At 44.8% G+C, this 15,687-nt stretch carries 15 protein-coding genes; 12 read left to right on the top strand and 3 right to left on the bottom strand.

The features are described from left to right. The first annotated feature begins 87 nt into the window (after positions 1 to 87). The 4 genes from DWX33_RS09105 (at position 88) to DWX33_RS09115 (ending at position 2,968) form a co-directional block, all read left to right on the top strand. The gene (locus tag DWX33_RS09105) at positions 88 to 555 is read left to right on the top strand and encodes a hypothetical protein (protein ID WP_122380238.1); all 468 of its coding nucleotides are present in this window, start codon (positions 88 to 90) and stop codon (positions 553 to 555) included. Between the two features lie 138 nt (positions 556 to 693). After that, the gene (locus tag DWX33_RS22370; protein WP_154396191.1) at positions 694 to 849 is read left to right on the top strand and encodes a hypothetical protein; all 156 of its coding nucleotides are present in this window, start codon (positions 694 to 696) and stop codon (positions 847 to 849) included. A 9-nt stretch (positions 850 to 858) separates the two neighbouring features. Further along, positions 859 to 1,425 (top strand): GNAT family N-acetyltransferase, encoded by a 567-nt coding sequence (locus DWX33_RS09110; protein ID WP_087346177.1) that lies wholly within the window; start codon positions 859 to 861, stop codon positions 1,423 to 1,425. Between the two features lie 646 nt (positions 1,426 to 2,071). Continuing rightward, entirely contained in the window at positions 2,072 to 2,968 is an 897-nt protein-coding gene (locus DWX33_RS09115) for a YitT family protein (RefSeq protein WP_087346180.1), read from the top strand. 39 nt (positions 2,969 to 3,007) lie between these two features. Here the strand turns inward: DWX33_RS09115 and DWX33_RS09120 are convergent, their stop codons facing one another. The 3 genes from DWX33_RS09120 to DWX33_RS09130 form a co-directional block, all read right to left on the bottom strand. Further along, positions 3,008 to 5,830 (bottom strand): pitrilysin family protein, encoded by a 2,823-nt coding sequence (locus tag DWX33_RS09120; protein ID WP_122114997.1) that lies wholly within the window; start codon positions 5,828 to 5,830, stop codon positions 3,008 to 3,010. A gap of 132 nt (positions 5,831 to 5,962) precedes the next feature. Then, positions 5,963 to 6,187 carry a (4Fe-4S)-binding protein gene (locus DWX33_RS09125; protein WP_005860269.1) on the bottom strand — a complete coding sequence of 75 codons (225 nt, stop codon included), beginning with the start codon at positions 6,185 to 6,187 and terminating at the stop codon, positions 5,963 to 5,965. An 18-nt stretch (positions 6,188 to 6,205) separates the two neighbouring features. Beyond that, positions 6,206 to 6,505: a GNAT family N-acetyltransferase gene (locus DWX33_RS09130; protein WP_036614495.1), complete on the bottom strand. Its 300-nt coding sequence runs from the start codon at positions 6,503 to 6,505 to the stop codon at positions 6,206 to 6,208. Between the two features lie 195 nt (positions 6,506 to 6,700). Here DWX33_RS09130 and DWX33_RS09135 point away from each other — a divergent pair, with 195 nt between their 5' ends. The 8 genes from DWX33_RS09135 to DWX33_RS09170 all read left to right on the top strand — a co-directional run bounded on the left by DWX33_RS09135 (position 6,701) and on the right by DWX33_RS09170 (position 15,684). After that, the gene (locus tag DWX33_RS09135; protein WP_008778978.1) at positions 6,701 to 9,958 is read left to right on the top strand and encodes a DUF2723 domain-containing protein; all 3,258 of its coding nucleotides are present in this window, start codon (positions 6,701 to 6,703) and stop codon (positions 9,956 to 9,958) included. 6 nt (positions 9,959 to 9,964) lie between these two features. Next, on the top strand, positions 9,965 to 10,576 hold the full coding sequence (locus tag DWX33_RS09140; RefSeq protein WP_005860262.1) for a polysaccharide deacetylase family protein: 612 nt from the start codon (positions 9,965 to 9,967) through the stop codon (positions 10,574 to 10,576). Further along, positions 10,576 to 11,493, top strand: coding sequence for a tRNA epoxyqueuosine(34) reductase QueG (gene queG / locus DWX33_RS09145; protein ID WP_122380239.1), 918 nt, complete (start codon positions 10,576 to 10,578; stop codon positions 11,491 to 11,493). Before DWX33_RS09140 ends, queG begins: the two co-directional genes overlap by 1 nt. A 6-nt stretch (positions 11,494 to 11,499) precedes the next feature. Further along, on the top strand, positions 11,500 to 12,789 hold the full coding sequence (locus DWX33_RS09150) for a S28 family serine protease (protein ID WP_122380240.1): 1,290 nt from the start codon (positions 11,500 to 11,502) through the stop codon (positions 12,787 to 12,789). Between the two features lie 139 nt (positions 12,790 to 12,928). After that, positions 12,929 to 13,747: an FkbM family methyltransferase gene (locus DWX33_RS09155; protein ID WP_233570149.1), complete on the top strand. Its 819-nt coding sequence runs from the start codon at positions 12,929 to 12,931 to the stop codon at positions 13,745 to 13,747. A 70-nt stretch (positions 13,748 to 13,817) separates the two neighbouring features. Continuing rightward, the gene (locus DWX33_RS09160; RefSeq protein ID WP_122380242.1) at positions 13,818 to 14,705 is read left to right on the top strand and encodes a metal ABC transporter solute-binding protein, Zn/Mn family; all 888 of its coding nucleotides are present in this window, start codon (positions 13,818 to 13,820) and stop codon (positions 14,703 to 14,705) included. Further along, positions 14,689 to 15,450, top strand: coding sequence for a metal ABC transporter ATP-binding protein (locus DWX33_RS09165; RefSeq protein WP_008773137.1), 762 nt, complete (start codon positions 14,689 to 14,691; stop codon positions 15,448 to 15,450). The genes DWX33_RS09160 and DWX33_RS09165 overlap by 17 nt, the downstream gene beginning before the upstream one ends. Positions 15,451 to 15,477: 27 nt before the next feature. Next, the gene (locus DWX33_RS09170; RefSeq protein WP_005860253.1) at positions 15,478 to 15,684 is read left to right on the top strand and encodes a hypothetical protein; all 207 of its coding nucleotides are present in this window, start codon (positions 15,478 to 15,480) and stop codon (positions 15,682 to 15,684) included. Positions 15,685 to 15,687: the final 3 nt, after the last annotated feature.

Genomic DNA, 15,687 nt, shown 5'->3' on the forward strand with positions numbered 1-15,687 from the left:
TAATGTGCCTCCAGCTTTCTGGTAAAGTGTTGATCAACGGGTCAGGCGGGACCGTTCTTTTTTCCGCCTGCTTACAACTAATATATTATGGAAGAGGAAAAGATCTATTCCGTAACTGAACCTGTCGGTTCAGAGCAAGACGCTCCGGTTTCGAACATGGAAATGTTGAGTGATGTATTTTTTAAGGAAGAGGCACGACGCTTGAAAGAGGCGTGCCGTTTTGAGAAAGATGAGGATGATTTCGATTATCTGAACCATCAGTTGCAAAGCGTGAAAAATCTGTTGGTAGGTCTAAAACTGCCGTGGATACAAATAGCACCAATTTTGTACAGATGTATGGCCGTTTATCTGCAGCGTCCCGATCAACATGTAAGTAATATGAAAGTTCGCTACCTGTCAACGCAATTGATGGATGGGGTTTTGCTTTTATCCCAGAACGGACGGCTCATCAATGACTTGCTCATGTTTTTCGACCGCCAGATCAAGGAAATTCAATGTCTGCGAAATGAAAGAGGAGAGGAGATCGATAATGTGAGTATTTTAGGTACAGAGTGAAATATTTTGTAGAGACGTAGCGTTATGTTACGTCTCATACCATTCTAGGAAATTTCTTACTCGTTAATTAGGAACAGATTTGAAAAATTTATACCTTTGTTTCATACATCTAAAGTATAGGAGTTTTTTATGTTAGGAATGAATTCAAAGAGGACGCTTGTCTCTGGTAAATTCGCCAAAGAGATCAAAGAGAAAGCTCTTCGTATTCAGACTGGAGATTTGGACGAACGAGATAAAAAGGAGATCCAAAGAAACCGTCGGATTACCAAAGAGGTTTCCATTCTATGGAAATAATATTTGATCATGGAATATATTTTTGAGCGCTTAACAGATACATCTTGTTTACATGACTTTTGTTGTGGTGTTATTCCTATGGATTGTTTTATCCAAGATGGTTTTGATCTTAGTATCGCAAATCATTATTGTAGTGCTTATATCGTTAAGGAGAGTTTAAAAGAATCGACAGTCTTAGCATTGTTTGCTTTGAGTTTTGATTCCTTGGATTTAGATATTGATGATCGAAATGAAATTATAACAGGAGTCTCTAATACAAATATTCCAGAATTTACTGATAATTACAAAGATATATTTTTGACTAAACCCCGTTATCCCGCATTGGAAATTGCTTATTTAGCGGTAGACAAGAATTACCATAAGTCTGGTTTAGGGAAGATCATTGTGGAGGCTATTGTCCAAAAAGCACAAAAGCAGGATTTGGCGGGTTGCCAATTTATTACAGTAGAGGCCTTGAATACACAAGAATACAATGCTGTAGGTTTTTATGATAAGTGTTGTTTCTCGGCTTGCGAATATCCGAATCCAAATAAGGGTACATTAAGAATGTTCAGGACACTTTATCCGGTGTCGTAACCATTCAGCGAAGCGAATACGTTCTCTATATCATCTCGAAACAAGCTCATATATCAATCTGACACTTTGTAGACTAAAGTCCCGGAGAATCGTTTTTTCCGTACAAGAGTACGGCTTGTCCCTAAATACGCAAGGAAAAATCAGCAATTGCTTGGTTGGTAGATAGATGCTTGAAAACGGCCTTTTATTCTAGCGGAATTTATTCATCATAACTCATATCTGGAGGCCAAAAAAGGGAAATAATAGGGTAATGATAGGGTTATAATAGGGTACGAATGCCTATTCACGGGTACTTGCGACGCTATTCTTGACTACTCATGATGCCTAACGTGAGTATACGCGTCGCCTAATGCGGCCTATTGCATAGGCTTTCGTGGCTATTCATGCGTGAAAAGTGGTCCTTTTTAACAAAAAACGCCGTTTATAGCCTTCTCCTTCCCGCTATTTCGCTACTTTCGCCAGAAGTACTTGTCATGATATTTGCCTTATGTTGATCAAAAAGGTTTTTTATCGTTTATTTCGCTGCCAAAGAGATATTATTGAAGGGATGATACTAGGGAGAATATTTATGGGGAATATGGAAAAGGAAATAACCTACGTCCGATAACTTTCACTACCTTTGCGCCCGCAAAAATATACAAATAAGATGAAACCTACTTTATTAGTGACTTCCAGACAAGTAATGTTCAGAGAGATGAAGGATTACTTGATGATTGCGTTGGGGATGATCCTTTACGGTATCGGATGGACCGTTTTCCTTTTGCCGAATGACATTACGACAGGTGGAGTGCCGGGTATCGCTTCCATTGTTTTCTGGGCTACGGGATTTCCCGTTCAGTACACTTACTTCCTCATTAATGCCGTCTTGCTGATGCTTGCCTTGAAAATATTAGGTTTTAAGTTCAGTATCAAGACGATCTTCGCCGTGTTTACGCTTACTTTTTTCTTGTCCCTTATCCAGGAGCTGACAGCCGGGATGCATTTATTACAAGATCAACCGTTTATGGCATGTGTGCTGGGAGCCTCCTTCTGCGGAAGTGGTATCGGTATCGCTTTCTCCTCGAACGGTAGTACGGGTGGAACGGATATTATTGCCGCTATCATCAATAAATACCGGGATATAACGCTGGGACGGGTCATGATGATCTGCGATATGATTATTATCACCTCCAGTTATTTCGTGCTAAAGGATTGGGAGAAAGTGGTATATGGTTTCGTAACGTTATATGTTTGTAGTTTCGTGCTGGATCAGATCGTGAACAGTGCCCGCCAGTCCGTGCAATTCTTTATCATCTCGAAGAAGTATCAAGAGATTGGTAAGGAGATTAATGCGTTGCACCGAGGGGTTACGGTGATCGATGCTACCGGGTTATATACGGGGCAAGAACAGAAGATGATGTTCGTGCTCGCTAAAAAACGGCAATCCACTACGATTTTCCGTATCATTAATGATATTGATCCGACCGCCTTTGTATCCCAAAGCGCCGTAATCGGGGTTTATGGGGAAGGATTCGATCATTTTAAACTAAAGAAATCAAAGTAGAGACGGGGCACGCCCCGTCTCATCCCCTCAAAATAGTAACTAGGGTTGCATGATAACTTCTACCCGGTTACCCTGTCCCAAAAGCTTTTGGGCGAATGCCTTTATCTTCTCGGGAGTCAGCGCCTTAACAATCGACTCATAATCCGTATCGGTATCAAATCCTTTATAATAATAATCATCCAATACGTTCAACCAATAGCTGTTCTCCTGCAAGACTTCCGCATGACGTTTCAGCAGGTTATCCTGTGTTTTCTTGAAATCTTCTTGACGAGGGCCTACCTCGGAAAGCCGTTTCAACTCATTGCGGACAATTGTGTTCATCTGCTCCCACTTAGCCGGGTCCGTATCGAAGAATATCTGTAATGTCGTTCTTCCTTCCGGGAAAGGTGAGATTCTAGCGGATACACCGACGCCATACGTTCCTCCTTCTTTCTCGCGTACCTTCTCGTAATATACCAAGTCCATAACTTGTTTCAATGCGGTAGCGGTGATGATATTCTCCAGATTGTACTCCATTTGTCCGGTATAGAGGTTGGCTACCGTTACTTTCGGGATTTCCATGGAGCGGTTGAATCGATTCATATAGTCTCCCTTACGCATCGATGGAACCTCCGCCGGATTTCCCTTCTCAATTTTTCCTTGAGATGGCAATGTCGCTAAATACTGCTCTATATACGGACGGATACTATCGATCTGGATATTACCTACAAACGTGAATACGAAACCGGAAGCATCCGAGAAGCGTTCCTTGCGCATCTCCATGATACGAGGATAACTGATATGTTCGAAATCTTGTGGACGAAGACGTGACGCACGAGGATTATCTCCGTAAACCGCTTTAGACAAAGAGTCGCTGAAAGCGACCATGGGATTTAACTCCATATTCTGCAATTGCGCTTTTGTCCGTGTCTCGAAAGATGCGTAGGCCTCCTCGTCCATGCGGGGAGCCGTGAAGCTAAGGTAAATTAACTCGAATAAGGTTCGCAAATCGGAAGGAGCGGCCATTCCGTTCACGTTCTCACTATCTTGACTGAGCGATAGGGCGCAAGATACCTTCTTTCCGGCCAGACGCTTACTTAGATCCGTGGCGGAGAAATTACCCAATCCACCGATCTCGATCACGTCATTGAAAACTTTTAAGTTATCAATATCCTTCGTGCCGAATAAAGTGCTTCCTCCCGGGCTGGTAGCGGTCATGATGATCTCGTCCTTCTTGAATTCGGTAGGCTTCAATACCACCTTGATACCATTGCTTAAGGTAAATACTGTCGCTCCGAAGTGCTGGCCGGTCTTTGTCTCCGTGATCTGGCCCGGGGTCGGCAAGGTCGGGACTAAAGGCTCGTTGGAGACAGTTTCCTTATAAGGCTCTACCGGCATCTGTCGTGCTTTGAGGAACGTACGGAGCAGGTTCTCCTCGGTCGGGTATTTTATACCTTCTTTATCCGGTCCGGTTAACCCGATCACGATATTATCCTCTCCGATCATATCTTGGATATATTGGTTGACTTGCTCTACCGGGATATTCTGGGCGATCTGGTTCAATAGCGTGTATTCCATCTCAATGCCCGGGATATAACCGCCGTTGGTGAAATGGTTCACGTATTCACGGACATAAGCGTCGTTCTTTTGGTTATTCCGCTCGTTGTAAGCGGACTCGTATTGTTTCAACACGTTGATGCGTGCCCGTTCATACTCGGATGGCGTAAAGCCATATTGTTTTACCCGTTGAGTCTCTTTGACAAGCGTGGTCAGTGTGGAATCGATCTCGCCTTCCTTGGCAAGAGCGGCTACGGTCCATGCTCCCTTGCTTTTCGCGATCATGAAATTATCATCGTCGTAGGCTTCCGCATAGATAAACGGAGGATTCGCTTGATGCAAGATGTCATCGAAACGCTCGTCCATGATCGACGCGCATATTTGCTGGATATAGTCCTTTACCAATCCGGCAATCGTACGATTCAAGTCGTTGGGCAATTTATCGTGTTTATAGAAGATATAAAGGATCGTATTGGATGCCTCCTTGTCTTTGGCGATCGAGATCAGAGGTAGATCATTGTCGGGAACCGATACTTGTTCCCGTTTTGCCGGGTTGACCGGGGCAGGGACATCGGCGAACATCTTTTTGATCGTTGCCTCCACTTGATCTACATTTACGTCTCCCACGATGATAATCGCTTGCAAGTCCGGACGATACCATTTTTTGTAGTAAGCCCTCAACTCGTCCGGCTTGAAGTTCTCGATCACGTCGATCGAACCGATCGGCATCCGGTTCGCGTAACGGCTTCCCGGGTACATCTTGGGTAGTTGCTGCTCCCATAGACGAGTCTGGGCATCCTGTCGGGTACGCCATTCCTCACGGATGACCCCACGTTCTTTCTGGATAGCCGAGTCGGTCAAGGCTAGGAACCCGGACCAATCGTGAAGGATCAATAAGCAAGAATCAACCACGCCGCTTTTGTTGACAGGGGCGTTGGTAATCATGTAGACGGTCTCATCAAAGGAGGTATAGGCGTTGAAGTTTTCCCCGCTGCGCATACCTACACTCTCGATATATTCGTCCATCCCGTTATTCGGGAAGTTCCTACTGCCGTCGAAAGCCATATGTTCCAAGAAGTGAGCCAAACCTCGTTGATTGTCTTCCTCTAAGATGGAGCCTACGTTTTGGGCGATGTAAAAGTCTGCCCGGTCTTTGGGCTGATCGTTGTGACGGATGTAGTAGGTCAATCCGTTACTCAATTTCCCGTATCGAACCTTTGGGTCGATCGGAAGCGGTTCGGGTTCCTGCATCTCTTGTGCCATCACTTGTGTGAAAGCGACGAAACAAAGCAGGATTGCCGTTAAGATAGAATGTCTTTTTATCATATTTGTTTCATTGATAGTGAATCTAGATCACAAAACTAGCAAAAAATCATAGAAAGAGGCCCTTATGGCGAAAAAAGGAGTATCCGATGCGGAATACTCCTTTCTATCAAGATGAAACAGGCGGGGGGTGTCTCATTTCACCTCTTTATTCATTCGGTATGTCAACGCGCCAGACGGACATTGATTGATTTGGGCAATTAATTCCGCGGTTGTCGCGTTCTCTATCTGTATCCAGGGTCTCTCCTTCGGCTTATAGACACCGGGAAGAGTCTTTACACAGATACCGGCATGTTGACATAACTCCGGTTGCCAGATAATGGTGAGTTCACCATTCGTATATTCGATCTTCTTTCCCATATAATTTTGTTATAGATATTAAACATGTATGCCTCTCATTACGATGCGTTTCCAATCCGGATGCTTCTGAATATATCCAGCTACGAACGGACATAACGGGACGAGACGTAAGTCTTTCTTTTCGATATCCAAGAGCACTTTCTCCACCAATTGGCTACCAATTCCTTTACCTCCAAGCTCCATGGGAACCTCAGTGTGGGTGAGATAAATTACCCCATCCTTATTTTTTATATACTCTATTCTGGGAACGTATCGCTCTATATGAAATTCATATTGGTGGCGTTCTTCATTATCAATTAGTTCATAATTTTCTTTCATCTCCCTATAATTTTAATACTCAACTATTCTATTAACACTTGAGTGATAAGGTTTGTTTAATATAATTCTAATCTATTCTATATAATTTATAGGGGAATGGAACGTTAGGTATTAAACGTAAATGATTACCTTTGCGGCCGACTGCCCGTGTGGGTATGCAAGTAGAAACAATTAATTATCACACTTATACAAAGTATGGGAAAGTACAAACTAATCAACAACGTGTTGGGGTGGGTCGTTTTTTTGATCGCTTCTACCGTTTATCTGATGACAATGGAACCCACCGCCAGTTTCTGGGATTGTGGTGAGTTTATCTCTTCGGCATACAAATTGGAAGTAGGGCATCCGCCCGGAGCTCCTTTCTTCATGTTAACAGCCAATTTATTTACGCAGTTCGCCTCGGACCCTTCCAAGGTGGCGGTAATGGTCAATACGATGTCCGCCCTCTTTAGCGGCCTGACGATCTTATTCCTTTTCTGGAGTATTACTCATTTGGCTCGTAAGATTATCGTGGAAGACGATAAGACGATGTCTCTGGGACAGATGATTACGATCATGGGTTGCGGTTTGGTAGGTTCTTTGGCTTATACGTTTAGCGATACATTCTGGTTTAGCGCCGTGGAGGGCGAGGTATATGCTTATTCTTCCTTGTTTACCGCCTTGGTATTCTGGTTGATCTTGAAATGGGAAGAAGCCGCCGATCGTCCGCATGCTGATCGTTGGATCGTGCTGATCGCTTATTTGATGGGTCTGAGTATCGGTGTCCATTTGCTGAACTTATTGTGTATCCCGGCTATCGTGCTGGTATATTATTATAAGAAATTCCCGAATCCTACGATGAAGGGTACGCTGATCGCTTTATTGGTGTCGTTCGCTATCGTGGGCTTGATGATGTATGGTGTCGTACAAGGCTTGGTTGAGGTTTGCGGTTATTTCGAGCTGTTGTTTGTCAATACGTTCGGTATGCCGTATAACTCGGGTGTATATGCGTTCGTGATTATCTTGGCGGCTTCCTTGATCTGGGCGATCTGGGAGACGATGCAAGACGAGATCCATCCGGTGCGGATGAAGATATCCTTTATCCTCTCGATCGTATTGTTGGGTATTCCGTTTATCGGTAGCGGTTACGTGATCGCCGTGATCCTTACGGCGGCCTTGACGGCTTATTTGTTCATGAGCAAGAAGGTAAATATCAAGATGCTGAATACGATCTTGGTCTGCTTGATGGTAATCGTAGTGGGTTATTCATCCTATGCCTTGACATTGATCCGTGCGACAGCCGATACGCCTATGAACCAAAACGCTCCGCAAGATATCTTTACCTTGCGTACTTATTTGGCTCGCGAGCAATACGGTAAGACTCCGTTGATCTACGGCCAGACCTATGTATCCGAGGTGAAGCGTGAGAACCAAGGCGGTACTTGCGTACCTGTATCGAAAGAGGGTGAGCCGACTTGGAGCCGTGTCATTAAGAAAGATAAAAACGAGAAGGATCATTATTATATCTCTCGTTACGATACGGAATACGAATACGTGGATGAGTTGAGTATGCTTTTCCCCCGTATGTATAGTAGCGACGGACGTCATGTGGCTGCTTATAAGGAGTGGGCACAAGTGAAAGGTACACCGGTGAAGTTCAACCGTTGTGGTGAGATGGTGACGGTGATGAAACCTACATTTGCCGAGAATTTGCGTTATTTCTTCGCTTATCAGCTGAATTTCATGTACTGGCGTTATTTCATGTGGAACTTCTCCGGACGGCAGAACGATATACAAGGTAACGGTGAGGTCTCGAATGGTAACTGGATAACCGGTATTCCGTTTATTGATGAGGCTTTAGTGGGCCCGCAAGAGGATATGCCGTTCGATATTATCAATAATAAGGGGCATAACGTATATTATATGTTACCGCTTCTATTGGGTATCTTGGGGCTTCTATTCCAAGCTTATGCCGGAAAGAAGGGCATTCAGGGATTCTGGATCACATTCTTCTTGTTCTTTATGACGGGTATCGCGATCGTGCTTTACTTGAACCAGACGCCGTATCAACCTCGTGAGCGAGACTATGCGTATGCCGGATCATTCTATGCGTTCTGTATATGGATCGGTTTCGGTGTGGCGGCCTTGGCGAAAGGATTGCAGAAGTATGGCAAGTTATCTCCGGTGATAGCGGGTTCTGTCGCTACGGTACTGTGCTTGTTGGTTCCTATCCAGATGGGTGCGCAGAACTGGGACGACCATGATCGCTCGAACCGTTATGTTTGCCGTGATTTCGGTGCGAACTATTTGGAATCTTGCGAGCCGAACGCTGTCATATTTACGAATGGTGATAATGACACGTTCCCGTTGTGGTACGCACAGGAGGTGGAAGGTATCCGTACGGATGTACGTGTATGTAATACGAGCTATTTGCAAACCGACTGGTATATCAACCAAATGAAGAAGCAAGCATACGAATCCGATCCGCTTCCAATCTCTTGGCAACCGGAGGATTATGTGCAAGGTACTCGTGATGCCGCTTATGTATTCCCGATGACGGATAAGTCGATCGATCTGAAGACCGCTCTTGATTTCGTTCGTAGCAACGATCCGAAGTTTAAGAAGATCCCGGGTATCAATCAAGAATTAGATTATATTCCTGCGCAGACATTGACGATGGGGGTAGATTCCGCCGCGGTTATGGCTGCCGGCGTGATCGATACCGCTAACTTGCCGTATTTGCAGAAAGAGATGAAGATTGACTTGAAAGGCAAGGATGTCTTGGGTAAGCAAGAGTTGATTATCTTGGATATGTTGCAGACGAATGACTGGAACCGTCCGATCTATTACGCGATTACCGTAAGCCCGGATCAGTTCGTGAAATTGGATCCGTACTTCCAGCAGACCGGTATGGCTTATCAGATCGTTCCGATGGAGACACAGGGAACTGTTCGTTCGATCAATACGGAGAAGATGTATGACAACGTGATGAATAAGTTCAAATGGGGTGGTGTCAATACGCCGGGTGTGTACTTGGATGAGAATGTAATGCGGATGTGCAAGAGCTATCGTATTGCGTTGTTCAGCAAGCTGGCTGCCGCTTTGGTCGCTGAGGGCAAGAATGAGAAAGCACTGAACGTATTGGATAAGGCGATGGAAGTATTGCCTCCCGAGAATGTTCCGTTGGATTATAGCGCTCTTTCTTTAGGTGAGCTGTATTACGAGTTGGGCCAGAAGGAGAAGGCGGAGATGGTTTATAAAGGTATAGCGGACAATGCGTTGCGCAGTATAAACTGGTATTTCCGTTTGCGTCCGGGGCAATTATCATCTGTCGAGAGTGATTTAGGTCATAACTTGGCGGTTCTCCAAGAGGTATTGCGTGTGAGCAAACAATACAATCCGGAGTTCGCTAAGCCTTATCAAGAGGAATTTGATAATTACCGTATGGCGTACGGATCAGTGGCAAAAGACTAACAAAGTATGTTTATAGAACAACCGCCTTGGTTTTACAGGGCACTGTTCCCGGGGGTAACTTGGCGAATACCGGCAGAGAAGAAGTGTGTGTATCTCACCTTCGACGACGGCCCGATTCCCGAGGTTACCCCTTGGGTTTTAGATATATTGGATACGTATGGGATCAAGGCTACCTTTTTTATGGTAGGGGATAATGTACGTAAGCATCCCGAGGTCTTCCAGATGGTGATAGATCGTGGGCACCGTGTCGGTAACCATACGTTCAACCATATCCAAGGTATCAAGTTCTGGACGAAGAATTATTTGGCGAATGTGGAGAAGGCAGCCGAATATATTCCCAGCAATTTATTTCGGCCTCCTCATGGGCATATGCGTTTTCCGCAGGTAGTATGGCTTCGCCGCCATTATCATATCGTGATGTGGGATGTGGTCACCCGTGACTATAGCCCTCATATGACTCCGAACGGTGTCTTCAACGTGGTAAAGAACTATACCCGTAATGGTTCTGTTATCGTCTTCCACGATTCCTTGAAAGCCGAGCGCAATATGCGTGAGGCAATGCCCCGGGCTGTCGAATGGCTCTTAAAGGAAGGCTACGAGTTTAAAGTTTTTGAATAATGGGTATCTCCCAGTTTATAAAAGATAAAGCTATGGAATTAGGCTTTTCCGCTTGCGGTATCGCTGAAGTAGCGAAGGCCGGGAGCGAGGAGGCTTATTTTGACCAATGGATCGCGGAAGGCTACCATGCTGGAATGAAATACATGGAGAATCATCGGGAAATTCGTCTCAATCCGGATGGCTTGGTGGAAGGTGCCAAATCAGTTATCTCAGTAGCCTTGAATTATTATCCGAAAGTTCTCCGGAATCCGGCGGAACCTTATATCTCGTATTATGCGTACGGAGAAGATTATCATGGGGTCGTAAAGGATAAACTTCGCCAATTATGGAAAGCGATAACCGAGCATCATCCCTCCAACAATGAGGCCCGTGTATTCACGGACTCCGCCCCTCTGTTAGAGCGTTATTGGGCTTGGAAAGCTGGTTTGGGATGGATCGGAAAGAATACGAACCTAATCATCCCGGGCAAAGGCTCTTTCTTTTTCCTTGGGGAGATCGTGACAACTTTGGTAGTCGATACCTATGATTCCCCCAAAAAGAATCACTGCGGTTCCTGCATCCGCTGTTTGAACGCTTGTCCTACCGGAGCCTTGGAAGGGCCGAAACGTTTGAATGCCCGTAAATGTATCTCTTATCTTACGATCGAGCATCGTGGAGAAATCCCTGTTGAGCAAGCCGTCCTTTTAGGTAACCGTATCTATGGATGCGACACCTGCCAAGCCGTTTGTCCTTGGAACCGCTTCGCTATGCCTACGGCAGTAGCAGCCTTTCATCCCACCCCTTCTTTGCTCTCCCTTAAAAAAGACGACCTCAAGGCATTGAGCCGTGAGGATTATAATCGTATCTTTGCACATTCGGCGGTGAAACGCACCAAATATGAGGGATTATTACGAACAATACAATATCTAAAAGACTAAATTACCATGAGAAGAACATTTAACTTCTTGCTTCTTTTCTTCCTGTCGGTGATGACGGTAATGGCCGCTCCCGGAGATTTACAAGAGAAGCTTGCCGCCCTAAAAGGAATTAGTGGCATTGAAAAACTTCAATCCGATTATTATCCGGAGAAATATGTAGTACGTATTACTCAGCAGGTCGATCCGAAAGACCCCGCCGCCGGAACATTTACGCAACGGGTTATCGTAGGCCATGTAGGTTATGATCGTCCTACCATTATCGTGACCGAAGGATATGGAGCGGCTTATGCGCTCAATCCGAAATATCAGGAAGAACTATCTAAACTATTGAATGCGAACTTAGTGTTTGTGGAGTACCGTTATTTCTTGGAGTCGACGCCGGAACCTAAAAACTGGGATTATCTGACCGCCGAGAACTCTGCGTACGATTTACATAACGTCCGCAATACATTCAAGCAGATCTATCCGGAAAAATGGATCAGTACCGGTATCAGTAAGGGGGGACAGACTACAATGCTTTACCGTGCCTTTTTCCCGGACGACGTGGATTTCTCCGTTCCTTATGTCGGTCCGTTATGTAAAGGCGTAGAGGATGGCCGCCACGAACCTTTCTTACGTAAGGTAGGTACGAAAGCGGAACGCGAGAAGATACAGGATTTTCAATTGGAAGTCTTGAAACGTAAGTCCGATATGCTTCCTTTATTGGAGAGCTATTGTAAGAATAAAAACCTGACATTCCGTATCCCGATGCCCGAGGTATTGGATTATTGCGTACTGGAATATTCATTCGCTCTTTGGCAGTGGGGAACTTCGGTAAGTACGATCCCTTCCAAGTCTGCCGACGATCAAGCGCTCTTCGACTATCTGATGAATATCAGCGGTCCTGATTACTTCGCCGAGAACCAGCCGAATATCTCTTTCTTCGTACAAGCCGCCCGTGAGCTCGGTTATTATGGCTATGACGTAAAACCTTTCAAGAAATACCTTACGATCGATAGTGCCCACGGATACTTGAACCGTATCATGCTTCCCGGGGAACTGGTCGATAAAGTAGACTTCCGTCCGGCTCTGTACCACAAGATCTATAACTTCTTGAAAGACAACGATCCAAAAATGATCTTCATCTATGGCGAGATCGACCCGTGGAGCGCAGCCATGGTTCCCGCTTTCAAAGGCAAGAAGAATGAGCAAATCTATATCCAGCCCCGAGGTAGCCATCGTGCCCGTATCGGCAATATGCCGGAGGATATGAAGGAGCGGATCCTTACACAGATGAATAAATGGCTGGCCGAGTAAAAATAGAGTAGCCTATTTTTTCCCTATAAATCCCCGTATTATTACTTATCGGTTGTAATACGGGGATTTGTTATGTATATTAAGATATTTCTCGTATATTACGCCCTATTAAAAACTAGATGAAATGTTTACCGGTTCGATGATGAAATTGAAAAGCATATTATATGGGACGTTACCTTTTTACTATACCAAAGTGTTTGAGCCTTCTTCCCCTAAATTAGCGTATTATGATTATTTCCGAAAAAAGGGCTATACACGCTATCCTTATGATTTCGCTACGGAATATTTGGATATGCCAATTGCCGTTCAGTGGGATAAGGAGAAAGAATTGCCTTATGTGATGCACCGGGGAAATAAACGATTATATTTTCCGAGAGAGTATAGCACATCTAAGATCGAGAAATGCTATCGGGCTTTGTTGATCGAGCAAGACGTGAGACACCCCCATCATTATGCGGATTCCATGGAAGAATTTAGAGGAAAGACACTCTTGGATATTGGTTCCGCTGAGGGATTTACCGCTCTGGATACCATCGAGGTTACCCGTTTTGTTTATCTTTTTGAATATGAGGATAAATGGATCGAGGCGCTTCAGGCTACTTTTGAGCCGTGGAAAGAGAAAACGATGATCGTAAAGAAATATATCAGCGATCATGACGATGACGTTAATGCTGCTTTGGATAATTTCTTGAAAGACAAGTCTCGAAAAGATATCTTCTTAAAAATGGATATAGAAGGTGCGGAATGTATGGCTTTACAGGGCTGTATGGAATTATTCGCGAAAGCGGATCACTTGGATTTCGCGATCTGTACGTATCATAAAGAAACTGATGTCGTCCAAATCCCGGCTTTTCTGGACCGGTTTAACTGTTCCTATTCATTTACCGATGGCTATATGTTCGTAAAACATAGTTTACGCAAATGCCTTGTCCGGGGAAGTTGTCAAGCTAGTTCCTGATAACTTTGAATCGTCTCCTTGCTGCCTTATTACCCGATATTCGTTACCTTTGCGAAAATATATATGTGGTATGAAAGAATTTAAGGTATTGATATCGGCTCTTTTCGTCTTGATACTTATGGCCTGCGGCGATAAGCGGACAGATGAGAGGATCGTTTCCGTGACGATTGAGCCGCAACGGTATTTTGCGGAGAAGATAGCCGGAGATAAATTTAAGATTAATTGTGTGGTTCCGGCAGGGCAAAGTCCGGAGACGTATGATCCTACACCGCAGCAAATGGTGCAGGTGGGTAAAAGCCAAGGCTATTTAAGGATCGGATCGATCGGGTTCGAACAGGCTTGGATGGATAATATCCGGAATAATAATCCGGGACTCAAGGTTTTTGACCTGTCCGAAGGAATTGATTTACTTAAAAGCCCCGAGGAAGAAGAGGAACATGATCACCACCACCACCATCATCATCCCGGAGGCGTCGATCCGCATACGTGGAGCTCTATCTCTGGAGCGAAGGTGATCGCCAAGAACACCTTGGATGCCTTTGTGTCTTTGGACTCGGAGAATAAGGAATATTACCAAGCGAATTATGAGCAACTGACGAAAGAAATCGAAGAGACGGAAAAGACCGTTTCCGGTTTGTTACGTTCTCTTGACAATAAGACATTTATTATTTACCATCCGGCCCTGACCTATTTGGCTAACGAATATGGCTTGACCCAGCTTTGCATCGAGATGGACGGAAAAGAACCGTCTCCCGCACAATTAAAGGAACTGGTCGAGACCGCACGGGAACATAATGCGAAAGTCGTGTTTATCCAACGGGAGTTTGACCAGAAGAACGCCGAGTTGATCGCTAAAGAAACAGGTTGCCGTCTGATCCCGATCAATCCGCTGGATTACGATTGGGGTAAGGAAATGATTCATATCGCAAAATCGTTAGCCGATGGACAAGCTGATTGAGTTGAGAGAGGTTACCGCCGGATACGGTAATAAGATCGCCTTACGTAACGTAACGCTGGATGTGTGGAAAAATGATTTCTTGGGAATTATCGGACCGAATGGCGGCGGGAAAACGACGCTTTTAAAGGTGATACTAGGTCTATTGCCTCCTATTTCCGGAACGATTCGTTTTTACGATGAAAATGTAGAGGTTCCTTCCTTGAAGATCGGTTATCTACCCCAAATGAGCCAGATCGATAAGAAGTTTCCGATCTCCGTACGGGAAGTGATCTCTTCCGGTTTATCCGCGGAGAAACCCTTGTTCCGTCCATTCAATAGATCCCAGAGAGAGCGTGTAGACGAGGTGATCGTACAGATGGGATTGGAGGAGTTGGCGGGCAGGGCCATCGGTGAGCTTTCCGGTGGCCAGTTGCAGCGGGTCTTATTGGGGCGTTCTATTGTCTCCCGTCCGCAGGTATTGATCTTGGATGAGCCTAATTCGTATGTGGATAAACGATTCGAGTCTCGTTTTTATCAGCTCTTGGAAGAGATCAATAAAGAGAGCGCTATCATCTTGGTTTCCCATGATATCGGTACGGTTTTGACGATGGTGAAAAATATCGCTTGCGTAAACGAGACTTTGCATTATCACCCGGGAGCGAATGTCTCCGAGGAATGGTTGGGCGAGAAATACGCTTGTCCGATCGAGTTGGTGGGGCATGGTGACTTGCCGCACCGAGTCTTGAAGAAACACCAACACGAATAATTCTTTTTCACGAATAACTCTATTTTTATGATACCACAAATCATTTGCTGGATAAGCTTGCCGGAGATCGGTTATATCGTAGGTATTGCCGTAATCCTGTTCGGATGTAAGGCCGTATCGCAAAACCCGTTCATCAGTAAGAAACAAAAGATTCTTTGGATGCTGACGATCCTGTTCTTGAATTGGATCGGGTTGTTGTGGTATTATTATACATTTTATATGAAAGAAAAATGAAGG

The organism is Parabacteroides sp. AF19-14 (genome assembly GCF_003635485.1).
In the GTDB taxonomy this organism is placed as follows: domain Bacteria; phylum Bacteroidota; class Bacteroidia; order Bacteroidales; family Tannerellaceae; genus Parabacteroides; species Parabacteroides distasonis.